Raw genomic sequence first — 22,917 nt, 5'->3', positions numbered from 1 at the left:
CGTGAAGGACGACTCATGCAGGACTACTGGCTGGCCCGGGTGCGCCAGCACGCCACCTCCCGTCGCTCGGTGTTGTTCGGCGCGGCCGGCGCCGGCGTCGGCCTGGCCCTCAGCGGGACCAGCGCCGCCTCGGCCGCACCGTCCACCGCCGCCGCCACCGAGGTGCCGCCGTTCGACTTCGACACGGGCAACGCCGCCGAGACGGTGCTCGGACCGTTCGCCGCCCCGCCCATCTACGAGACTCTCGCGCCCAGCGACGCGCCGCTGATCATCCGATACGCGAACATGCTGGAGCTGTCCTGGTTCGACGCGATCGCCCCCTACCACCCGACGGCAGTGGGCATCCACACCCAGCTGCCCCGCCGGCCGCGCGCCGAGGCGACGACCAACCGCAACAAGAACATCGCCATCCTGTACGCCTCGTTCCATGTGTTCAACAGCCTGATGCCGCATTACGCCCAGACCTGGCGGGAGATGCTCCAGTCGGTCGGCCTGGACCCGGCCGACGACAGCACCGACCCGAGTACTCCGGTCGGTATCGGCAACCTGGCCGGCAAGGGTCTGGTGGCCGTCCGCGAGCACGACGGGATGAACCAGCTCGGCGACGAGGGCGGCCAGGTCTACCACCGCCAGCCCTACTCCGACTACACCGGCTACCGGCCCCGCAACACCGCCTACGAGCTGACCGACCCGTCGCACTGGCAGCCGGACATCGTCACCAAGGGCAACGGCGTCTTCAAGGTGCAGCAGTTCATCACCCCGCAGTTGCCGCACGTCGTCCCGTTCACCATCACCGACCTGGACGAGTTCCGGGTGCCGGTGCCGACCGCCAGCAACCACCACAACAGGGCGGCCTACAAGCGGCAGGTGGACGAGGCGCTCGCCGTCTCCGCCCGGCTCACCGACGAGCAGAAGATGAAGGCCGAATTCTTCGACAACAAGTTCGTCAGCCTCGGCTCCGCCGTCGGGCAGGCGATCCAGAGCGCCGGGCTGGACCTGGACGCCTGGGTGCACCTGCACGCGGCGGTGGAGACCGCCACCTTCGACGCCGCCATCGTGGCCTGGTACAACAAGAACCTCTACGACGCGGTGCGCCCGTTCAGTGCGATCCGCCACGTCTACGCGGGCCGGACGGTGACCGCCTGGGGCGGTCCGGGCAAGGGCACCGTCAGGGACCTGCCCGCCGAGCAGTGGCGCAGCTACCTGCCCGTGGCCGACCACCCCGAGTACCCGTCCGTCTCGACCCTGCTCTGCTCCGCCGAGACGCAGGCCGCCCGCCGCTTCCTCGGCACGGACCAGGTGCAGTTCCGGTTCGATCGGCCGGCCGGTTCCTCGATCATCGAGCCGGGCCTCACGCCGCGCGAAGACCTCGTGCTGAGCTGGGACACCTGGACCGACTGGATGCACGACTGCGGAATGGGCCGGGTCTGGGGTGGGGTGCACTTCCTGCCCGCCGTCAAGGCCTCGTGGGAGATCGGTCCGAAGATCGGGGACCGCGCGTTCGACTTCGTGCAGCGGCATCTCAACGGTGAGGCGGTGCTGCGCGCTCGACGCTGACCTTCAGCGCCGCGAGCGTCCGCCGCATCCCGTCGCGGTTGTGCCGGGACCGGTCGCGGACCCCCGACGCCAGGGCGGAGACCCGGCGTCGGGCCGGCCCGCGCCGGTCCCACCACGACTGCAGCACCTCCGTCCCGACGCCGTCCGGCGCGGCGACCAGGTCGAACCGCCAGCTGGACACCAGCGTGCCGCCCAGCCGGACGTCGAAGGCGAAGCAGCGACCCGGCTCGGCCGCGGTCACCGCGCACCGGGTCGTCCAGGAGCGCCACCGGCCCTGCCGGTTGTGGCCGCGGAAGGTGCTGCCCACGATGAGCGGGGAGCCCGGGTCGTCGAGCGTGGCGCCGACGCACTCCGGGCTCCACTCACCCATCCGCCGGACGTCGCTGACCGCCGCGTACACCACGGCGGCCGGCGCGCGGACGATGATCCGCTCCTGGACGGCCTCCGTCATGCCGCCGCGCGGAGCTCGTCGGACAGGTAGCTCTGCGCGTTGTAGATGGTGCGGGCCGGGTCGAGGATCTGCCGCCGCCCGTGCATCACCCGGGTGTTGTCGATGAGCGCCACGTCCCCATCCTGCCAGGCGAGGTCCTCGGTGAGGGCCGCCGTCTTCTCCTCCACCTCGTGCATCAGCTCGGCGGAGAACTCGGTGCCGTCGGCGAAGGTGATCCGCGGCTTCTCGTAGTTGTAGGACGGGCCGAGGATGCTGTTGGCGAACGCGAGGCGGGAACCGAACAGGGTCGGGTGCGCCGCCGGCACCTGGAACTCGTAGCGGATCGCGCCGTCGTCCAGCGGCTCGATCAGCGTCTTCCCCGGCCCGGTGGCCAGCGCCCGCATGTCGTCCACGGTGATCTCGTCGGCGGGTTTCGCGTCACCCAGATGGTGCCGGACGAACGCCTTCCAGCGGTCCTCCTCCACCCGGCGGCTGTACGCGATGTCCTGCGCGGCGAACTGCGCCCGGGCCTGCTCGCCGAACCCGTCCCAGACCCGGTAGCCGTCGCAGACCGTGGTCTCCGAGCCCTCGGCGGCCGCCTTCTCGCAGAAGAACCAGGTCAGGTCGGGGGCGAACGGGCTGTTGCCGTTCTCGATGTGCAGGCCGACCGCGTCGGCGCCGGCATCCACCTTCTGCGCGACGTCCCCGCCGTGGAACTCGCGCGCCGGGTCGAGGGTGATCCGGCCGGAGATCGCGTGCACCAGGGCGGAGAAGAGCTCGAGATCGGTGCGGAAGCCGCGGAACACGATGAAGCCCGACTCGCGCAGCAGCCGGACGGTGACCAGTGGGTCGAGGTCGGTGAGCGCGGCGGTGGCCGGGGCGGTGCAGAGCAGCCCGTTGCCGGTGCCGTAGCGGCTCATGGCGAAGGTCGTGGTCAGCATTGCCGTCATCTCCCGAGGGTGGTCTCGAAGGGGGTGGGCGCCGGCCGGTCGGCCGGCGGGTCCAGCGGACCGCAGGGCAGCCGCCCGTCGGCCATGGCCGCCCTGATCTCGTCTCGCCGGGGCCGGCCGGTCACCGTGAAGTACCGGCCGTACAGGTCGTCGCCGGCGGGCAGCACGCAGGCGGCGGAGACCCGCTCCACAGCGGAGAGCCGCTGCGCGCCGAGCGCGGCGAGCTCGCGCCGGGCGGTGGCCTCGTCGGTCCCGGCGGCGACCAGGAAGAGTCCGTGCAGCGTCTGCATCCCGTCGCCGACCACGGCGCTGGCCCGGACGAACGGCAGCGTGGCGTACTGCGCCTCCACCCACTCGGGGGCGATGTTGCGTCCGGCGGAGGTGACGATGACGTTCTTCTTGCGGCCGACGATGCGGATGTGGCCGGTCTCCTCGATCTCGGCCAGATCGCCGGTGTGCAGCCAGCCGTCCCGGTCGACCAGGCACGCGGACGGGTCGATGCCGGTGTACCCGGCGAACAGCGACGAGCTGCGCACCAGCAGTTCACCGTCGTCGGCCAGCCGCACCTCGACGTGGTCCAACGGCTGCCCGACCGTGCCGATCCGCCGGCTGCCCGGGCGGTTCCAGGAGACCGTGGAGCTGTTCTCGCTCAGGCCGTAGCCCTCGTACACGGTCAGGCCGTGTCGGTCCAGGCGGTGCAGCGTGCCGACGTCGACCGGCGCGCCGCCGCAGCAGATCAGCGGCGGCTCGTCCCGGCCGAAGAGCTCCCGGACCACCGGCCGGCCCCGCGCCGCGGCCCGGTCCGCGCGGTCGGCCAGCTCCTCGGCCAGGGCCGGCGTGGCCACCAGCGCGGTCGGCCGGGCGGTCGGGGTGTAGCGGAGCACCCCGCCCGCCGCGAACGACGAGGTGCCCACGAGCGGTTCGTCGGGCGGCAGCAGCATCACCGTGCCGCCGTGGCAGATCACCAGGTAGATCGCCGCGACCTGCTCGATCAGCAGGCTGAACGGGACCAGCGACAGGTAGCGGGTGTAGGCACCGGCCGGCATGACCCGGTCCAGTGAGCGGATCAGCGCGTCCAGCCCGGCGCCCCGGATGCGCACGCCCTTGGGGTGGGAGGTGGTGCCGGAGGTGTGCACCACCTTGCAGATCGCCTGCTCGTCCCGCCACGGGGCGTCCGGCCAGGGTGGCGTGGCCGGGCCGGACTCGGCCACCAGGTCGGCCAGCTGCACCGGAACCACCTGGCAGCCGGCCGGCAGCACCCGCTCGGGGCCCCACTCGGCCAGCCGTCGCCGGCCCGCCTCGTCGACCAGGCAGATCGTGGCCTCGGGCAGCAGGCTGGCCGCCTGCTCGGCGGAGAACGCCAGCGGCACCGGCACCTCCACCGCGCCGGAGAGCAGCAGTGCGAGGTCGGCGACCACGAACTCGGCGGTGTTGCCGGTGAGCACGCCGACCACCGGCCGGGTCCGCGCCAGCCGGAGCCGGCCGGCCAGCACCCGGGCGGCACCGAGGCCGTCCCGGTAGGACAGCACGGCGGCCGGCCGCCCGTCGTGGTCCAGCGCCTCGACCAGGGCGCGCCCGTCGCCGGCGAGGCGGGTGAGCCGTTCCTCAACGAGCATCGGTCAGTGCCTCCCGGGGCAGCGCGCGGCGCAGGGCGACGTCGAGGTTGAGGAACCGGTACCGGCCGGTGCAGGCGCGCATGAGGTCGCCGATCCGGTCCAGCGGCACCAGGCCGGTGGTCGGCGCGTGGTCGTAGTAGGTGCCCCACCGCCTCCGCTCGCCGGGGGTCATCCAGGTCGGCCGGGCCCGGCCCAGGGACAGGAACGGCACCCCGAACTGCGGCAGCGCGGCCGCGAGGGGGCCGGTCGCCGTGCACAGCGCGAAGCGCATGCCCTGGCACCAGGCGAGCAGCGGCAGCAGCCGGATCAGCTCCGCGCCGCTGCCGCCGACCGCCACGAACGAGCCGACCTCCACCACGTCGTCGCGGGACACCGGCGTCCCGGCGACCCGCTGGAGCGCCTCCTCCAACGGGTGGTCCAGGTAGCGTTCGGAAAAGAAGCCCCGGGAGGAGTTGAAGGTCATCCCGCCGCAGGCCAGGATCTCCTCCGGCCGGTCCGGGTGGTGCCGGGCGGCCAGCACGAAGCAGTCCGGCACCGGCTCGATCAGGGCGCCGTAGTTCTCGGCATATCCGGTGCGGACGAACGCGGCGGCCGCGTCCCACTGCGGCGACGGTCGGCTGGCGACGCGGACCCGCAGCGGGTTCGCGCCGATGGTCGCCTCCGGCTCCTCGGCGGCCGTGGCGGATCGGGTCGTCGTCATGCCGCCTGCCAGTCCATCCGGATCGGGGATCGGTTCATCCGCAGCAGCAGCCGCGGAGGCAGCCGGTACTGCCGGCGCAGTAGTGCGGTCGCCGCGCGGGTCATCGCCCGGGGTTGCCGGTCGAGCCAGGTGAGCGTCTCCTCGAGCGCGGCGAGCGCCTGGTCGATCTCCTCGGCCGTGCAGGTCAGCGGCGGGTACATCCGCAGCACCGGCTCGGCGATCTGCTCGTTGAGCGAGTGCCCGGTGTGTACGCCGCGCTGCCCCATGCCGATCGACACCATCAGCTCCACGGCGGGATTGGCCGTCCGCAGGCCGGCCATCAGGCCGATCCCGGGCGCCGCCCGAAGGTGTTTGGGGTGCCGACGGACGGCCTCCGCCAGGCCCTCGGTGAGCCGCGGGCCCAACTCGGCGGCCCGGGCCGGCAGGTCCCGCTCGCGTACCTCGGCGACGGTGGCCGCCGCGGCCGCGACCGCGACGCCGGTGACCGCGGCGCCCGAGGTGAGCAGGGACGGGTGCCAGCGGGGGTGCCGGGTCGCGTCGTCCACCACTGCGGAGCTGAGCGCGCAGACGCCGACCGGCACGAATCCGCCGGTGAGTGCCTTGGACAGCAGCATGACGTCCGGCCGCGCCTCGTCGCGCTCGACGGCGAACATCCGGCCGGTACGGCCGAACCCGGTCTGGATCTCGTCGGCCACGAACAGGGTGTCGGTGGCCGCGCAGCTGTCCGCCACGGCGCGGACGTACCCGGGCGGGGGAACGGTGAGGTGCGCGCCGCCCAGCACCGGCTCCAGGAACACCGCCGCCACCGAGCCGTCCGCCACGGCCGCGTGCACCGCGGCGGCGTCGCCGTACGGCACGACCACCAGGTGGTCGCCGAGCGGTTCGAAGGGGGCGCGGTGGTTGCCCTGGCCCAGCAGCGACAGCGCGGCCAGGGTCTTGCCGTGGTAGCTGCCGTCGGCGACGACGATCCGGTGCCGGTCCGGCCGGGCCAGCAGCACCGCGCGCAGCGCCGTCTCGCAGATCTCGGCGCCCGAGCAGCCCAGCACGTAGCGGTCGACGCCGGCCGGCAGGATCTCGCCGAGGGCGCGGAACAGCGTGGCGGTGGCCGGGTGCACCGCACCCGGCGGGTTCGCCGGCGCCTGGCGCAGCGCGTCGGTCACCGCCGCAGCCACCCGCGGGTTGCCGTGCCCGACCAGGAACACGCCGTAACTGGCGGCGAGGTCCAGCGCGGCGGTGCCGTCCTCGGCGTACACCTGGCTGCCGCTGGCACGGTGCTCCACCGCCCGCCCGGCGGCCGCCAGCATGGTCGCCGCCGTCGGGTTCCAGTGCCGGCCCAGCGCGGAGAAGATCCGCTGCCGGTCGTCCAGCGAGGTCATGCGCTTACCTCCCGCGCGGTGTCGGGCCCGGTCGTGGCGAGCCGGCCGCCGGCGGCGGCGACCCGGTCGAGAAGTTCGGCCACGTCCTCCGGCGTGGCGGTGAGCGGCGGCAGTACGGCCACCACGTCGCCCGCCGGTGGACGCACCAGCACGCGTTCCCGGGTCAGCTCGGCGACCAGTGTCCGGACGGCGGTGGGCTCGGCGAGCCGCAGCCAGACCAGGGCGCCGTCGGCACCGACGTCGGTCACCGTGCCGGTGCCGACCAGCGGCGCCAGCCGGGCCCGGGCGAGGGTCTCCACCTCCCGCTGGCGCGCGGCCAGCCGCTCCTCGGCGGCGACGGCCAGCACGGCGGCGACGGCCGCGGCGGAGAGCGGGTTGGCGCCGAAGGTCGAGCCGTGCAGGCTCGGGTTGCGGCGGGCGTAGACCCGGTCGTAGGTGGCTCGGCTGGTCACCACGCAGCCCACCGGAATCGCGTCCGCGCCGAGCGTCTCGCCGAGCACCAGAGCGTCCGGCGTGACCGGCAGCCGGGTGACGGCGAGGTCGACGCCGAGCCGGGCCGGGCCGGTGAGCCGCTCGTCGAGCACCAGCAGTGCGCCGCTCCGGTCACAGGCCGCCCGGAGTCGGCGCCACCAGTCAGGGGACAGGTCGGCCAGCCGGCGTCCCGGGGCGGCCGGTGCCACCACCACCGCCGCCACGTCCTCCCCGACCCGGGCCACCAACTCGTCGGGGCGGTCCCGGGGCACCGCGACCGGACCCAGCGGCTGGTCCGGCAGCAGCGGGAAGCCGTGGGTCAGCGACAGGCCGTGCAGGAGGGTGCCGTGGTCGGCGGTGGCGAAGCCCACGACGTGGCGCCGGCGTCGGTGCGTGCCCTTGGCGAGCTTGAGCGCCGAGTCCAGCGCCTCGGCACCGCTGTTGCACAGGTACGACACGGTCAGCGGATCGGGGCAGAGCCGGTGCAGCGCGGTCACCGCCTCGGCCAGTGGCCGGCTCACCAGGATCCGGCTGGACAGGGCGGTGTGACCGGCCTGCGCGACGAGCCGCTCGGTCACCGCCGGGTGGCCGGGACCGAAGCCCGCCGAGGCCGCATCGAGCCAGGCGGAGCCGTCCGCCGCCTCGATCCTGGCGCCGACCTGGCGTCGGATCACCGGTGCGTCCGGCCCGGGGGCGCCGAGCAGGTGCCGGCGGACGACGGCAAGGTCGTCGAGGTCCGGCGCGTCGCGGGTTCCCAGGTGCGAATTGGTTGTCATGAGGTCACCAATCACGGCCGCCGACTCGTGGCGAAAAGGGCGGGGTGGCGCAGGCATAGGCGTTGCGGAATGGACGCGGGGTGCGCCGAGGGCCCCGTCGACCCGCTTCAGCATCGCGTCAGAGGGGCGAGAAGTCTTCGCGCAAATTGCTGTCTTGGTGCGCCCGTAGCCTTGCGGCCGGCCACCGGATCGTTCCCTCGCCGATGGGTGAACCAGCAGCTCACAGGTGCTCTCTGCGATGGGGGCCGAGCGTTGTCCAGGTGTGGCGACAACCTCGGGTCGCCTTCCGGACATCTACCGGACGGATGCCGGCCTATCGACGTACGCTACCCCTTTGTTGGCGCCGGAAAAAAGCCGACAGAGTATGTTCGCCGCGCGGTTAAGTAGTCTCGGGTTGCCGGACCGCCCATTATGGTTGCTGCCATGAATGGGATTTCGGGACCGGTTCATCGTCCGGGTGACGCCGGCTACGACACGCACCGCTGCGGGTACAACCGCGTCATCGAACACAAGCCCGCTCTGGTGGTCGAGGCGGTGAACGCCGACGACGTGGCGGCTGCGGTGCGTCTCGCCGCCGCCGAGGAGCGGCCGGTCGCCGTGCAGGCGACCGGGCACGGTCCGGCGGTGCCGGCCGACGACGCGGTGCTCGTCCACACCGGGCGGATGACCGGGGTGCGCGTCGATCCGACCGCGCGCACCGCCCGGCTGGCGGCCGGCGTGCGGTGGCGCGACGTGCTCGCCGTGACGGTTCCGCACGGCCTGGCGCCGCTCAACGGCTCCAGCCCGGTGGTCGGCGCGGTCGGTTACACCACCGGTGGCGGGATCGGCATGCTCGGCCGGCGGTTCGGCTTCGCGGCGGACCACGTGCGGGCGATCGACCTGGTGACCGCCGACGGCCGACTGCGCCGGCTCACCGCGACGCAGGAGCCCGACCTGTTCTGGGCGGTGCGCGGTGGCAAGGGCAACTTCGGCGTGGTCACCGCGCTGGAGGTCGACCTGTTCCCGGTCAGCCGGCTCTACGGCGGCGGCCTCTACTTCGGCGCCGAGGCGGTGCCCGACGCGCTGGGTGCGTACGCCGATTGGACCCGGGCGGTGCCGGACGAGATGACCTCCTCGCTGCTGATGGTCCTGGTGCCGGACATCGAGGCCGCCCCCGCCCCGCTGCGCGGGCGGTACGTCATGCACCTGCGGATCGCCTGGTGCGGCGCGCCGGAGGAAGGGGAGCGGCTGGTCGCGCCGCTGCGTGCCGCCGCGCCCGCATTGATGGACACCCTCGGGGTGCTGCCGTACGAGCGGGTCGGCTCGATCCACCACGAGCCCACCGACCCGGCGGCGAGCTACGGCCGGAACGTCGCGCTGCGGGCCCTGGAGCCGGACACGGTGGCGGCCCTGCTCGCCGCGGCCGGTCCCGACGCGGGTGCCCCGTACGCGGTCGAGCTGCGTCACCTCGGCGGCGCGTACGCCCGCCCGCCGGCGGTGGCGAATGCGGTCGGCGGCCGGGACGCGGGGTTCAGTCTCTCCTCGATGTCGCTGGCCGACGCTGTCGACCTGGCCGCGTTGCGGGCGGCTCACGAGGGCCTGCACGAGCGGCTGCGACCATGGCTGGCCCCGGGCCTGTTCAACTTCCTCGGCGTGCACGACGCGACCGAGCAGGCCGTGCGGGCCACGTTCGACCCGGCCACCTACGCCCGGCTGGTCGATGTCAAGACTGAACACGACCCGGCGAACCTGTTCCGGATCAACCACAACATCCTCCCGCGTGCGTCCGCCTAATGTGTCGCGGGAAATTGACGGTGAAAGTTTTCTGGCCGCGTTTGCCCGGTGCTCGAAGAGCTGTCGGTAAACGCTGGGGGCAGGAATGTTGCCGGCAGATGTCGGCTCCGGTCGAATGCCGCATACTCCACATGAGACGTTTGTCGGGAGTGCGACATGAATAGCCCGCGGTCGATGACCACCCTGCGCAGGCGCTTCCTCGCTCACAGCAATCTGGGAGTGGTTACGGGCGCGCTGTCCCTGGCAGAGTCTTCTCCGATCCTGCCGATGCGGGCGGAGTCTGGTTCGGTGCTCCGCCGTTCGCCACCGCCGACCCGTCCCGCCGACGCATCGGTGAAAGGGAACGCGGAGCACAATTGAACAGGGCCAGAATCAACTAAATAGGACCAGAATCAACGAGGCGTGATTGGGTCGCCCGGTTAACGGTCCGGCTCCGGCCGGCCCTCGGACGGTCCATTCAGAAAGCCCACCGGGAATTGACGCTCCGGGTGGCCCGGTCGAGCACCCGCGCGGGTCGACCGGCCGGGCGCGGGGAGGCGGTGGGCGGCAACGACGGTGGTGGTCTGCCGCCGGGACCGAGGATCGGTGGTAATCCGGCCCTCGGGACCCCGCGCGGACGCTGGGGGAGGCGTTCGGTGCGACAAGTTCAGGATTCACTGTGTCTGGCCGTGCTCGGCCCCATGCGCGCCTGGCGGCACGGGGTCGAGATCACGCTCGGGCCGCCGAAACAGCGGGCGGTGCTCGGCCTGCTGGCCAGTCGAATCAACGACGTGGTCGGCTTTGAGGAGATCATCGACGCGGTCTGGGGCAGCGAGGTGCCGCCGACCGCCGCCAACGGGGTGCACACGTACGTCGCGGGCCTGCGCCGCGTGCTGGAACCGGGACGTAGCCGGCGGGAACTCGGGGACGTCCTGGTCTCCACCGGCGGCGGGTACGCGCTGTTCATGGACCCCGACGACCTGGACACGACCCTCTTCGCGACCCGGCACCGGCAGGCCCGCCGGTTGCGGGAGGAGGGCGACCACCCGAAGGCGGCCGAGGTCTACCAGTCGGCGCTGCGGTTGTGGCGCGGCGAGGCGTACTTCGGCGTACCCGGGCCGTTCGCCGCGGTGGAGCGGACCCGCCTGCAGGAACAGCGGCTGACCGTGGTGGAGGAGCTGGCCGAGCTTCTGCTCGACCTGCACCGGGCGGCGGACGCGGTCACCGTGCTCTCCGCAGCGGTGGCCAAGGAACCGCTGCGTGAGAAGCTGCGCGGGCTACTGATGCTCGCCCTCTACCGCAGCGGCCGGCAGGCCGACGCGTTGAGCCTCTACCGGCAGACCCGGCAGCTGCTCCGTGAGGAACTGGGCATCGAGCCGGTTCTCGAACTGCGCGACCTGCACAACCAGATCCTGGCCGGGCACCCCGACCTGGACGAGCCGGCGCCCGAGCTGCCGGCGGAGGTTCCCGCCTCGCCCGAGCCACGCCCCGGCGACCTGCGCCGGCCGGCCCAGCTGCCCTGTCGGCCGCGCGGGTTCGCCGGTCGCCAGGCCGAGCTGGCCCGGCTGCGCGAGGTGGTCGAGCGGGACCGGCAGCACCGCGGCGCGACCACCGTCGCCGCGATCGAGGGCGGACCGGGCGCCGGCAAGACCGCCTTCGTCCTCGAACTGGCCCACGAGATCGCCGCCGGCTTTCCGGACGGGCAGCTCTTCGTCGACCTCCGCGGCTCCGCCGCGGGCGGTGCACCACCGTTGTCCCCCCTGGACGCCCTCACCTTCGCGCTGGTCAGCGTCGGCATCGACCAGCAGGACATCCCCGACGAGCTCCACGCGGCCAGCGCGTTCTACCGCAGCGTGCTGCACGGGCGGCGGATGCTGGTGGTCCTCGACGACGCGGCGGACCCGGAGCAGATCCGCCCGCTCATTCCGGGCGGGCCCGCCTGCGTCCTGGTGACCAGCCGCCGCCGGCAACGCGGGCTCGCCGCCCGCGACGGGGCGTACCGGCTCACGCTGGGGCCGGTCTCCACGGCGGAGGCCACCGACCTGCTCGCCAACCTGACCGGCGCCGGCCGGCTGACCGGCCGGGCCAACGACGTCGCCGAGCTGGCGGAGCTGTGTGGACGGCTGCCCCTGGCGCTGCGCATCGCGGCCATGACGCTGGCCGCCGAGCCCACCCTCACCCCCGGCGACCTGGTCCGTCGGTACCGGCTGCCACACACCCGGCTCGACCATCTCGCGGTGCGCGGCGACTCGAGCACCGACGTGCGGGCCGCGCTGGCCGTCTCCTACCACGGGCTGCCGCCCGAGGCCGCCCGGATGTTCCGCATGCTCGGCTGCTGTCCGAGCACCGCGGTCACCACCCAGATGGCGGCCGCGCTCGCCGGGCTGACCCGCGCCGAGGCGCAGAACCAGCTCCAGGTCCTCGCCGACCACCACCTCCTCGAGGAGGTGACCGGCTGCCTGCACCGGTTCCCGCCGCTGGTCCGCGTCTACGCCACCGAGTGCAGCGAGGCCGAGACCCGGGCCAGCCGGATGGCCGCGCTGGGCCGGATGCTCGGCCTCCAGCGCCGGGAGGAGGCCCTCCGCCAGTACGAGGAGAGTGCCGCCTGAGCCCGTTCAGACATCGACCAGAGAACCTCCAGACCTGCGGCGGCAGACTCAGCACACCCGGCGGCGCCGCCGAGCTGCGCGCCACCCGATGGTCTCGCTTCCCGACAGCCAGCCCTGAGGAGAGTCCGTGAGCATGATCGGTAGCCATGCCATCGTCGTAGGTGGCTCCATCGGCGGAATGGCCGCGGCCACCGCCCTCGCCCGCCGGTTCGAACGGGTCACCGTCGTCGACCGGGACAGCTTCCCGACCGAACACGCCCGGGACCGCCGGGGTGTGCCGCACGGCATGCACGCGCACGCCCTGCTCATCAGTGGTCGGCTCGCTCTCGAGGAGCTGTACCCGGGCCTGACCGACGAGCTGATCGCCGGCGGGGCGGTGCCCTTCGACCCCGGCGCGGACCTGCTGTTCCATCAGATGGGCGGGCTGCGGGTGCGGTTCCGCAGCGGCATGCTCGGGATCAGCCAGACCCGGGCGTTCCTGGAGTTCACGGTACGCAAGCGGGTCCTGGGGCTGGCCAACGTGACCGTCCACGACCAGCGCGCCGTCTCCGGCCTCACCGGCGTCAGTGGCCGGGTCACGGGGGTGGAACTGGACGACGGCCGTACCCTCGCGGCGGATCTCGTGGTGGACGCCACCGGGCGCGGCGGCGGCCGGTCCGACCGCTGGCTGGAGAAGCTCGAGTGCCCGGCGCCGGAGAACGCCGTCGTCCGGATCGACGTCGGCTACACGAGCCGGATCTACAGCCGGCAGCCCGGGGACCTGCCCGACGGTACGCTGCTCGCCCTGATGGCCGCGGTGCCGCCGCACCACAAGCGGGCGGCGGCGGCCTTCGCCGTCGAGGGCGACCGGTGGGTGGTGACCATCGGCGGCTGGCACAAGGAGCACGCGCCGGCCGACCCGGCCGGCTTCCTCGACTTCGCCGAGGGCCTGCCCTCGCCGGCCATCGCCCACCTGATCAAGAAGGCCGAGCCGCTGAGCGACCTGGAGACCCGGCAGTTCCCGGCCGCCCGCCGCCGCTTCTTCGAACGCCTGGACCGGCTGCCCGCCGGGTACGTCGCCCTCGGCGACACCGTCTGCAGCTTCAACCCGCTGTACGGGCAGGGCATGACCGCCGCCACCCTGGAGGCTCTGGCGCTCGGCCGCAGCCTCGACAGGTTCGGCACCGCCTCGGCCGAGATGGCCCGGCACTACTACCGGGCCGCGGCGGAGGTGCTGGAGACGCCGTGGCGGATGGCGACGGGGGGCGACTTCGCCTACCCGGAGACCACCGGGCCCAAGCCGTTCGGCACCGACCTGATCAACCGGTACGCCCGCGAGGCGATGCTAGCCAGCCACGTCTCGCCCGAGGTGCACAAGGTGCTGCTGGAGATGCAGCACCTGCTCTGCCCGCCGTCGGCGCTGCTGCGGCCCGCGACGGTGCTGCGCTCGCTGGTGGCCGCCCGCCGCTCGCCGGCCCGCGCCGAGGTGATCGCGCAGTCCGCGCGGGCCCGCTGAGCCACCGGGCGGGCCGGACGTGACCGGCCCGCCCGCCGGTCGCCGCGACCGTGCCGACCGTCCATCGTCGAGAAAGGGAGCTGCCGTGGCACCGCCGACCCCACCCCGGCCGCGACGCTGGTGGGCCCTGGCCGCGGTGGTGGCCTGCCTGCTGCTGATCGGGCTCGACACCACGACCGTCTTCCTGGCGCTGCCGGAGCTGATGGTCACGCTTCCGGCCTCGGCCGGTCAGCTCCAGGGCGTCTTCGTCGGCTACCTGCTCGCCTTCGGCCTGCTGATGGTGCCGCTCGGCGCCCTCGCCGACCGGCTCGGCCGGCGGCGCGTACTCCTGGCGGGCCTGCTGGTCCTCGGGCTCGGCGCGGTCGGTGCGGCGCTGGCCGACAGCGTGACCGCCCTGCTGGTCGCCCGGGTGACCATGGGCGTCGGCGCCGCCGTCGTCATGCCGACCGCGATGGCGATGCTGCCGGTGCTGTTCCCGCCCGAGGAGCGGGTCCGGGCGTTCGCGGTGGCCTCCGCCGCGGTGAGCCTCGGGCTCTGCCTCGGTCCCCTGGTGGCCGGCGCGCTGCTGCAACGGTACTGGTGGGGCTCCGTCTTCCTGGTCGACCCGCCGATCGTGGTGGTGGCCGCGCTGCTCGTGGCGGTGCTCTTCCCCGAGTCGCGGGCGGCGCGGGGCGGGCCGGCCGGCGACGGCGGTTCCCGGCTGAGCCGTCCGGTCCTGGTGCTGGCGCTGGTGTACCTGCTCATGAACGGGTTCCTGTTCGTGCTGACGCCGTACCTCGACGGGGTCGGCTCCGCCCGCGGGCTGTCCGCCGGTCTGCGGCTGCTGCCGCTGGTGGGGGCCCTGCTGGTGGGCGGGGGCCTCGGCGAGCGGCTCGGCGCCCGGGTCGGCCCACGGGCGCCCGCGGTGGCCGGTGCCGTGCTGGTCGCTGCCGGCCTGGCGCTGTTCGCCGCGGCGGGCACCGCCACCACCGCCGCCCGGGTCACGGTGGGACTGGTCGCCGTCGGGGCGGGCCTTGGCGCGATGCTGACCAGCGCGATGCGGGCGGCCACCGCGGAGAGGCCGGACGAACTGCTCGGCGTGGTCCGCTTCACCACCGCCGTACGCCAGGTCGCCGGAGCGGTCGGCGTGCTGCTCGCCGGCACGGTGCTGACCCTGGCGTACCGGGCCGATTCCACGGCCCTCGGTGCCCACCTGGGCGTTGCCCTGCGCCGGGCGGAGGAGGCCGGCCCGGCGGGCGCGGAACTGCGGGCGGCGGCCCGGCTGGCCTACGTGTCCGGCCTGCACGCGGCGGCGCTGGTCGGGGTGGGGCTGGCCCTGCTCGCAGCCGCTGTCGCGGCGACCGGCCGGTTCGGTCCGCCCGCCGGCGGCCGAGATCCGGCGGCACGGGAGCCGGCCCCGGCCGGCGCCGAACGTCCCGCCTGAGCCCGCGCACTGCCGCGCTTCCGTGCGTCCCACGGCGTCCACCCGCCGGCTCGCCCCGACTCCACCACGGCGTGCGGGCCGACCCGCACGCGGAGCCTGACGCACCGCCCACAGCCGGCCGCCTCCCGGCTCGATCGGGCAGCAGACTTCCTGACGTCAACGGATCCCCTGGTTCGCGCGGTGCGCCCGGACGCCAGCGGGCGGGCGCGGGCGGGGCGGCTCACCCGCGCCCGGCGCAGCCTGCAGGATGCATCGTGCAGTCGGTGCCACCGGTCCTGCCGGCGGGATTCCGGCGCCGGTGGCCACCACCCACATCCGAACCGGCGGCATCCATTGTGGAGAATCCGTCGGCCGGCTGCGGAGACCGTCATTGAGCTGCCCGGACCTTGTGGAAATGCCGGCCGGGCGAGCCGCCCCGAGAGGCCGTCCGCGTCGGTCCGCCGACGCGACCCGAGGCCGGCAGAGCCCCTTAAGACCGCGTCCAGAGGGTCTGCAGAACGGCCTGCGCAAACTGGCCTGGCGCACCCGGGACCCGCTCGTCGGACCGCGCGGGGCCGGTCGTCAGACATCGGTCCGCCCGGGTCGCGCGCCCTTTCGTGGCCCGATCAAGGGAGAGTTGCGAATGTCGTCCAATCTCTACGGCATCCCAGACGACTTCGACGTCGTCGTCATCGGTGGCGGCCCCGCTGGCGCCACGTTGTCAGCGCTGCTGAGCGAGCGCGGCCGGCGGGTCCTCGTGCTGGACCGCGAGCGCTTCCCCCGCTACCACATCGGGGAGTCCCTCATCCCGGGCTTCATGCGGCCGATGGAGGAGCTGAAGCTCCTCGACCGGATGGAGCAGCGCGGCTTCGAGAAGAAGCACGGCGGCACCCTGGTCTGGGGTGCCCAGAAGATCCCGTGGGGCTTCTCGTTCATCGAGGGCGGCCCCTACAGCTACTCGTACCACGTCCGCCGGGCCGACCTGGACTCGATGATCCTCGACCGGTCGCGGGAGCTGGGCACGCATGTGATCGAGGAGGCGACGGTCAAGGAGGCCATCGAGGAGGACGGCCGGGTCGTCGGCGTCCGCTACACGATCCGGGGCTCCGAGGAGGTCCAGGAGGCCCGGGCCACTCTGGTGATCGACGCCTCCGGCCAGGCGCGCGTGCTGGGCCGCAAGCTGAGCAACGTCAACTGGCACGAGGACATGCGCAACGTCGCGGTCTGGACCTACTTCGACAACGCCGACCGGCTCCCCGGCGACGAGTACACCAACATCCTCATCGAGGGGCTCGAGGGTGGCTGGTTCTGGGGTATCCCGATCGACAAGGGCACGATGAGCGTCGGCTACGTCACCGCCTCCGCGGCGGCCGCCGCCTCCGACGACTCGCTGGAGGACCTGTTCCGGACGCAGCTCGCCCGGTCCACCCAGCTCAAGGAACTGCTCCAGAACGCCCGCCAGTCCACCGGCTTCCGGTCGGCCCGCGACTGGTCGTACACCTGCGACCGGTTCTACGGCCCGGGGTGGGCGCTGGTCGGCGACGCCGCCGCCTTCGTCGACCCGCTCTTCTCCACCGGCGTGGCGCTGGCCACCCTGGCCGGCAGCGCCCTGTCGAAGATCGTCGACAAGGTGCTGGAGCACCCGGAGATCGAGGACGCCGCGCTCGAGCGGTACGCGACCGCGTACCGGGCGTTCTTCGACGAGATCCGCACCTTCGTCGGGAAGTTCTACGACCGCACCAGGTACAAGGAGTTCTACTGGGAGCAGGCCCAGACGATCGTCGACCCGAAGCGGGAGCGCGACCCGCGGCAGGACTTCGTCACCCTGGTCTCGGGTCTCAGCGGCCGTCACCCGCTGTTCAACATCAACGTGGATGACCTCATCGCCGAGCGCGCGGAGACCGCCGCCGTCGGAGCCTGACCCACCCACGCGGCAGCCGCTCCGGCGGCTGCCGCGTGGCCCCGCACGGAAGCGAATGGGGCCCGATGACCAGCCACACCATCCAGATGTTGTTCGTCGACCTGGCGCTGATCCTGCTGCTCGCCCGCGGGTTCGGCGAGGTCGCCGTCGGGTTGGGGCAGCCGCCGGTGGTCGGCGAGATCCTCGCCGGCATCCTGCTCGGGCCGACCCTGCTCGGCGGCTGGATCGGCGCGAACCTGTTCCCGGCAGCGGTCCGGCCGCTGCTGTCCGGCATGGCGGACGTCGGGGTGGCCCTGTTCATGTTCGTGGTCGGCCTCGAACTGGAGCGCGGTGTGCTGCGCGGCATGGGACGGAACACCGCCGTGGTGGCGGCCGGGTCCACCCTGCTGCCGTTCGGCCTGGGCCTCGGCCTCGGGTGGTACCTGCTGATCGGCCACGGCCACAGCGACGCCGTCGCGTTCGTGATCTTCGTCGGCCTCTCCGTGTCGGTGACCGCGTTCCCGGTGCTCGCCCGGATCATCGCCGACCGGCGGCTGTCGCGGACCGCCGTCGGCACCTTCGCCCTGGCGACCGCCGCCGTGGTGGACGTGGTGGCCTGGGTGGCCCTGGCCGCCGTGCAGGCCGCCATCGGCGGCGAGGACGGGCACTGGCGGGTCCTACTGCTCCTGCCGTACGTCGCGGTGATGTTCGTCGTCGTCCGGCCGCTGCTGCGGCGACTGGTGACCGGCGGTGATCCGGACGATCCGATCAGCGTCCCCCGGCTGGCCGCCGTGCTCAGCGGCGCCCTGCTCTCGGCCGCCGCCACCGAGGCGATGGGCATGCACTTCATCTTCGGCGCGTTCCTGTTCGGCCTGGTGCTGCCGACCGGCGGCGCCGAGCGACGCAGCGAGGCCGTGCAACGGCAGACCGGCCAGCTCACCGCCGTTCTGCTCCCCGTCTACTTCGTGGTCGCCGGGCTCAAGGTGGACCTGGGCGGGGTGGGCCTGGACGGCCTGCTGGACTTCGGCGTCATCCTGCTGGCCGCCGTGGCCGGCAAGCTCGGCGGCACCTACCTCGCGGCGCGGATGCAGGGCCTGCCCGCCCGCGCGTCACTGGCGCTCGGCACGATGCTGAACACCCGCGGACTCACCGAGCTGATCATTTTGGACGTCGGGCTGCGGATCGGTCTGCTCGACGGCTCCCTCTACTCGCTGATGGTCGTCATGGCGCTGGTCACCACGGCGATGACCGGCCCGCTGCTCGCCTGGATCTACCGCCGGCCGGTGGAGATCACCGTCCCGGCGAAGGTGCCGGACCTGGTACCGGCGGCCCGGTCGTCGGCTTAGGAGGAGAAACAGATGCACCTCGTCGAACGTGGACCTGAGCTGACCGCGCTGGCGGAGGTTCTGACCGCCTGCGCCGCGGGCACCGGCGGCGCCGTCCTGATCAACGGCGGCATCGGCTGCGGCAAGTCGGAACTGCTCGACGCCGTACGCGGCCGGGCCGAGGCGGACGGCTTCGCGGTGCTCACCGCGGTGGGCTGCTGGGCCGAACGGGAGTCGCCCGGGGGTGTCCTCGGCCAACTGCTCCGTTACGCCGAGCTGCCCTGGGCGGCCCCCGGCCGGATCGGCGCGCTGCTCGACGGGCTCGGCGCGGCCGGGCCGGTCCCGGAGGCCGAGCCGCGCACCCTCGACGCGGGAACCGCCGCCGCCCTGCACCAGCTCTGCACCGAGGTGCTCCAGGTCGCCGAGCGGGTGCCGGTGCTCGTCTGCGTCGACGACGTGCAGTTCGCCGACGCGGTCTCCCAGCACTGGCTGATCCAGCTGCTCGGCCGGCTGCGCAACGCCCGGGTGGCGGTGGTCGTCGCCGAGTGCGTGCTGTCCCGGCCGACCAACCCGCGGCTGCGCGCCGAGCTGCTCCGGCTGCCCAGCTACCGCCGGATCCCGCTGCCGCGGCTCTCGCCGGCAGGGGTGGCCACCGTGCTGCACCGTCACCTGGACCCCGACACCGCCGCCGCGCTGGCCGGCGAGATCCACCAGGTCAGTGCGGGCAATCCGCTGCTGGTCCGGGCGCTCGTCGAGGACCAGCGCAACGGGGAGCGGCCGCCGGCCGCCGGGACCCGGGTCCGAGCCGGCGAGGCGTACGGCGACGCCGTGCTCAGCTGCGTGCTGCGCGGTCGGCCGGTGCTGATGCGGGTGGCGCAGGCGCTCGCGGTGCTCGACGAGGGAACCGACAGCGCCGCGCTGGCGGTGCGCCTGCTCGAGGACGAGGAACCCGCCACGGTCCTGCGCGGGCTGGACGCGCTCGGCGCCGCCGGCCTGCTCGACGGGGACGCCCTCCGGCATCCGGCCGCCATCACCGCGCTGCGCGCCAGCGTGCCGGCGAGCGAGCGGGCACGACTGCACCGGCGCGCCGCCGAACTGCTCTACTCCGACGGTGCGCCGCCGACCCGGGTGGCCCGCCACCTGGTCGCCGCCGACCGGGGGCTGCCCGACTGGGCGCTGCCGGTGCTGCGTGCCGCGGCCGAGCGGCACCTGGTCGAGAACCGGGCCGCCGACGCGTACGCCTGCGCCGAGGTGGCGCTGCGGATCTGCGCCGACGAGAGCCTGCGCGTCCCGCTGAAGGCCCTGCTGACCAGCGCGGCCTGGCTGCTGAACCCGTCGATGAGCGCCCGGCATCTGGGCGAGCTGGCCGAGGCGCTGCGGGAGGGCCGGCTCGGTGACCGGCACGCCCTGATGCTCGCGAAGTATCTGCTCTGGCACGGCCGCTTCGAGGAGGCGGCGGAGGCGGTCGAGCGCATCGTCGCCCGGGGCGAGGAGAACGACCCGGCCGGTTCGGCGGAGCTGCGCGCGACCCGGGAGATCCTCGCCGCCTCGTACCCGGCGCTGGTGACCGGGCGGCTGCGCCCGGAGCGCAACCCCGCCCGACCCACCCGGGACCCCCGGGTACGCAGCGCGGCGGCGCTCTCGTCGCTGCTCACCGGCGGCGACGAGGACGAGGCGGTGGCCGACGCCGAGGCGTGCATGCGGGCCATGCGGTTGACCAAGAAGACCCAGGAAGCGCTGATGTGCGCCGTGGCCACCCTCCAGTTCGCCGACCGGCTGCCCGCCGCGGCGAGCTGGTGCGACCACTGGCTGGCCGAGGCGCGGGCCTGGCAGGTGCCGCTCTGGGAGGCCGAGTTCGCCTCGCTGCGCGCCAGCATCGCGCTGCGCCAGGGCAACCCGCTGCTGGCCCGGCAGCTTGCCGAGGCGGCGCTCAAGCAGGTGCCGCTGGAGAGCTGGGGCGTCTGCATCGGCGGCCCGCTGGCCAACCTGGTGCAGGCCGCCACCGACACCGGCGACCACGACGCGGCGTCGACCTACCTGGAGATGCCGGTGCCGGAGGGCATGTTCAAGAGCCGGTTCGGCCTCTACTACCTGCACGCGCGGGGCCGCTTCCAGCTGGAGAACGGCCGCCCGCACGCCGCCCTCAACGACCTCACCACGTGCGGCCAGCTGATGACCTCCTGGGGCTTCGACCGGCCGGCGCTGGTGCCGTGGCGGGCCGAGGCGGCCCAGGCGTACCTGCTCGCCGGTGACGTCGCGCGGGCCCGGACCCTCGCGCGCGAGCAGCTGGCCCTGGTCGGTCCGCGGGCCTCCCGGACCCGGGGCATGTCGCTGCGGGTGCTGGCCGCGGTCAGCCCGCCGGGGGAGCGCGCCGACCTGCTCACCGAGGCGGTCGAGGTGCTCCGCGGCTGCGGCGACCAGGCCCAGCTCGCCCAGGCGCTGGGCGACCTCGGTTGCCTGCACTACCAGGCCGGCCGACCCGCGCGGGCCCGGCCCCTGGTCGAGACGGCGGCCCGGTTGGCCCGGTCCTGCGGCGCCCGGCCGATCCTGCGCCGGCTGCCGCTGGAGGCCGGCCCGGTCCGACCCGACCCGGCCGACCCGGCCGAGCAGGTGAGCCGGGTGGCCGCGCTGTCGCTGCTGTCCGGGGCGGAACGCCGGGTGGCGGCGCTGGCCGCGCGCGGCCACACCAACCGTGAGATCTCCCGCCGGCTGTGCATCACGGTCAGCACGGTGGAGCAGCACCTGACCCGGACGTTCCGCAAGCTCGGCGTCAAGACCCGGGCGGACCTGCCCGAAGAGATCGTGCTGGACATGGCGGTGGCGGGATGAGGCCCGCCGGCCGTCGGGCCCCCGCACACCGTTTTCCGACGAGAAGGAGGTGAGAAGATTGCCGCTCGACAGCTCCGGATCGGGACGTGACGACCGGTACGATGTGGCGATCCTCGGCAGTGGTATCGCTGGCGGCATGCTCGGTGCGGTGCTGGCCCGCAACGGCGTCAAGGTGCTGCTGTTGGACGCCGGCGCCCACCCACGGTTCGCGATCGGGGAGTCCACCATCCCCTTCACGTCCGGGATGACCCGGATCATCGCGGACCGCTACGGCGTGCCGGAGATCAAGCCGCTGTCCAGCTTCCGTGGCGTGCAGAAGCACGTCTCCCGCAACTGCGGCCGCAAGCAGAACTTCGGCTTCGTCTACCACCGCGAGGGCGCCCCGCAGGACCCCAAGCAGATCAACCAGCTGGTCGTCCCGTCGATGCTGCGGACCGAGTCGCACCTGTTCCGGCAGGACGTGGACACGTACCTGTTCCAGGTCGCGGTGAAGTACGGCGCGCACACCCGGCTCAACACCCGGGTCGTCGACGTGGACATCGACCCGGACGAGGGCGCGGTGCTGCGCTCGGACCGCGGCGAGGAGTTCCGGGCCAGCTACGTGGTCGACGCCGGCGGGTTCCGGTCGCCGCTGGCCGACAAGTTCGAGCTGCGGGAGGTCCCCACCCGGGCCCGGGTGCACTCGCGCAGCATCTTCACGCATCTCATCGGGGTCCGCCCGTACGACGGGTCGCCGGCCGCCGCGCGCGGTCACGACCAGCCGAACCCGTGGCATCACGGCACGTTGCACCACGTCTTCGACGGCGGCTGGATGTGGGTGATCCCGTTCGACAACCACCCGGACTCGCTCAACCCCTTGGTCAGCGTCGGGTTGACCCTCGACCCCCGGGTCCACCCCAGGACCGACGTGCCGCCGGAGGAGGAGTTCCGGCAGTTCCTGAGCCGCTTCCCGGACATCGCCTGGCAGTTCGAGGACGCCAAGCCGGTGCGGCCGTGGGTCTCCACCGGCCGGCTGCAGTACTCGGCCAAGCAGATCGTGGGGGACCGGTTCTGCCTGACCTCGCACGCGGCCGGCTTCATCGACCCGCTCTACTCACGCGGGATGACCAACACCCTCGAACTGATCAACATCATGGCCTGGCGGCTGATCGCGGCCGCTCGGGACGGCAACTGGTCGACCGAGCGGTTCGAGTACCTGGAGACGCTCCAGCAGGGATTGTTCGACTTCCACGACGACATCGTCTACAGCTCGTTCATCGCCTTCCGCGACTACGATTTGTGGAATGCGGTGAACCGCACCTGGCAGCTCGGCACCATGCTCGGCAACGTCGTCATCGAGGACGCCTACTTCCGCTATTCCCGCAGCGGTGACGACAAGGTTTTCCTCGCCCTGGAAGACAGCCGCCATCCCGGATCGCCGTTCCCGGTCAGTGAGAAGTTCAGCGAGTTGGGCGTCTTCACCCGGCAGACCTGCCAGGCGGTGGAGGCCGGCACGCTGGCCCCGAAGGACGGCGCCGCGCAGATCTTCGCCAAGATTGCCTCGGCCGACTACCTGCCCCCGTCGTTCGGCTTCGGCGACCCGGAGAACCGCTGCTTCAGCGCATCCCCGTCGAAGATGGCGCGCAACGCGGTGTGGAGCCGGAGCAAGGCACCGAAGGAGATCGGCGGCATGATGACCCGGGCCACGGCCGGCCTGGTCCGGATGCGGCTGCGCCCCTGACCACACCCC

The 22,917-nt window shown here is 73.4% G+C and carries 16 protein-coding genes; 10 read left to right on the top strand and 6 right to left on the bottom strand.

Annotation, left to right across the window (positions count from 1 at the left end; all coding sequences use genetic code 11):
- Nucleotides 1–15: 15 nt before the first annotated feature.
- Nucleotides 16–1,557 (top strand): vanadium-dependent haloperoxidase, encoded by a 1,542-nt coding sequence (locus ACL02O_RS08605; RefSeq protein WP_412817452.1) that lies wholly within the window; start codon nucleotides 16–18, stop codon nucleotides 1,555–1,557.
- On the opposite strand, the gene ACL02O_RS08600 is transcribed toward ACL02O_RS08605, so the two are convergent.
- From ACL02O_RS08600 to ACL02O_RS08575, 6 genes are read right to left on the bottom strand one after another with little or no spacing between them, the layout of a single operon-like run.
- Complete coding sequence (locus tag ACL02O_RS08600; protein WP_412817451.1) at nucleotides 1,523–2,008, bottom strand: SRPBCC family protein; 486 nt, start codon at nucleotides 2,006–2,008, stop codon at nucleotides 1,523–1,525. The two genes, ACL02O_RS08605 and ACL02O_RS08600, sit on opposite strands and share 35 nt — an antisense overlap.
- A complete protein-coding gene (locus tag ACL02O_RS08595) occupies nucleotides 2,005–2,937 on the bottom strand; it encodes a TauD/TfdA family dioxygenase (protein ID WP_412817450.1) in 933 nt (310 codons plus the stop codon). Before ACL02O_RS08595 ends, ACL02O_RS08600 begins: the two co-directional genes overlap by 4 nt.
- Entirely contained in the window at nucleotides 2,934–4,553 is a 1,620-nt protein-coding gene (locus ACL02O_RS08590) for an AMP-binding protein (protein ID WP_412817449.1), read from the bottom strand. The genes ACL02O_RS08595 and ACL02O_RS08590 overlap by 4 nt, the downstream gene beginning before the upstream one ends.
- Complete coding sequence (locus ACL02O_RS08585; RefSeq protein ID WP_412817448.1) at nucleotides 4,543–5,253, bottom strand: thermostable hemolysin; 711 nt, start codon at nucleotides 5,251–5,253, stop codon at nucleotides 4,543–4,545. The genes ACL02O_RS08590 and ACL02O_RS08585 overlap by 11 nt, the downstream gene beginning before the upstream one ends.
- The gene (locus ACL02O_RS08580; RefSeq protein ID WP_412817447.1) at nucleotides 5,250–6,629 is read right to left on the bottom strand and encodes an aspartate aminotransferase family protein; all 1,380 of its coding nucleotides are present in this window, start codon (nucleotides 6,627–6,629) and stop codon (nucleotides 5,250–5,252) included. The genes ACL02O_RS08585 and ACL02O_RS08580 overlap by 4 nt, the downstream gene beginning before the upstream one ends.
- Nucleotides 6,626–7,876, bottom strand: a complete 1,251-nt coding sequence (locus ACL02O_RS08575) for an aminotransferase class III-fold pyridoxal phosphate-dependent enzyme (RefSeq protein ID WP_412817446.1) — start codon at nucleotides 7,874–7,876, stop codon at nucleotides 6,626–6,628. Before ACL02O_RS08575 ends, ACL02O_RS08580 begins: the two co-directional genes overlap by 4 nt.
- Nucleotides 7,877–8,299: 423 nt before the next feature.
- Between ACL02O_RS08575 and ACL02O_RS08570 the strand changes: the two genes are divergently transcribed.
- The 9 genes from ACL02O_RS08570 to ACL02O_RS08530 all read left to right on the top strand — a co-directional run bounded on the left by ACL02O_RS08570 (nucleotide 8,300) and on the right by ACL02O_RS08530 (nucleotide 22,908).
- The gene (locus tag ACL02O_RS08570; protein ID WP_412817445.1) at nucleotides 8,300–9,649 is read left to right on the top strand and encodes an FAD-binding oxidoreductase; all 1,350 of its coding nucleotides are present in this window, start codon (nucleotides 8,300–8,302) and stop codon (nucleotides 9,647–9,649) included.
- A 174-nt stretch (nucleotides 9,650–9,823) separates the two neighbouring features.
- The gene (locus ACL02O_RS08565) at nucleotides 9,824–10,009 is read left to right on the top strand and encodes a hypothetical protein (protein WP_412817444.1); all 186 of its coding nucleotides are present in this window, start codon (nucleotides 9,824–9,826) and stop codon (nucleotides 10,007–10,009) included.
- Nucleotides 10,010–10,317: 308 nt separating this feature from the next.
- Nucleotides 10,318–12,237 (top strand): AfsR/SARP family transcriptional regulator, encoded by a 1,920-nt coding sequence (locus ACL02O_RS08560; RefSeq protein WP_412817443.1) that lies wholly within the window; start codon nucleotides 10,318–10,320, stop codon nucleotides 12,235–12,237.
- A 133-nt stretch (nucleotides 12,238–12,370) separates the two neighbouring features.
- Nucleotides 12,371–13,732 carry an FAD-dependent oxidoreductase gene (locus ACL02O_RS08555; RefSeq protein ID WP_412817496.1) on the top strand — a complete coding sequence of 454 codons (1,362 nt, stop codon included), beginning with the start codon at nucleotides 12,371–12,373 and terminating at the stop codon, nucleotides 13,730–13,732.
- An 85-nt stretch (nucleotides 13,733–13,817) separates the two neighbouring features.
- A complete protein-coding gene (locus ACL02O_RS08550) occupies nucleotides 13,818–15,155 on the top strand; it encodes an MFS transporter (RefSeq protein ID WP_412817442.1) in 1,338 nt (445 codons plus the stop codon).
- A gap of 622 nt (nucleotides 15,156–15,777) precedes the next feature.
- A complete protein-coding gene (locus ACL02O_RS08545) occupies nucleotides 15,778–17,055 on the top strand; it encodes an NAD(P)/FAD-dependent oxidoreductase (protein WP_412817441.1) in 1,278 nt (425 codons plus the stop codon).
- Nucleotides 17,056–17,120: 65 nt separating this feature from the next.
- Nucleotides 17,121–18,380: a cation:proton antiporter domain-containing protein gene (locus tag ACL02O_RS08540; protein ID WP_412817440.1), complete on the top strand. Its 1,260-nt coding sequence runs from the start codon at nucleotides 17,121–17,123 to the stop codon at nucleotides 18,378–18,380.
- 12 nt (nucleotides 18,381–18,392) lie between these two features.
- Complete coding sequence (locus ACL02O_RS08535; RefSeq protein ID WP_412817439.1) at nucleotides 18,393–21,188, top strand: ATP-binding protein; 2,796 nt, start codon at nucleotides 18,393–18,395, stop codon at nucleotides 21,186–21,188.
- 49 nt (nucleotides 21,189–21,237) lie between these two features.
- The gene (locus ACL02O_RS08530) at nucleotides 21,238–22,908 is read left to right on the top strand and encodes an NAD(P)/FAD-dependent oxidoreductase (RefSeq protein ID WP_412817438.1); all 1,671 of its coding nucleotides are present in this window, start codon (nucleotides 21,238–21,240) and stop codon (nucleotides 22,906–22,908) included.
- Nucleotides 22,909–22,917 lie beyond the last annotated feature (9 nt).

This window comes from Micromonospora mangrovicola, assembly GCF_047200535.1.
Lineage (GTDB): Bacteria > Actinomycetota > Actinomycetes > Mycobacteriales > Micromonosporaceae > Micromonospora.
The sequence above is the reverse complement of the archived record's forward strand: the minus strand, read 5'-3'. Positions and strand labels throughout refer to the sequence as shown.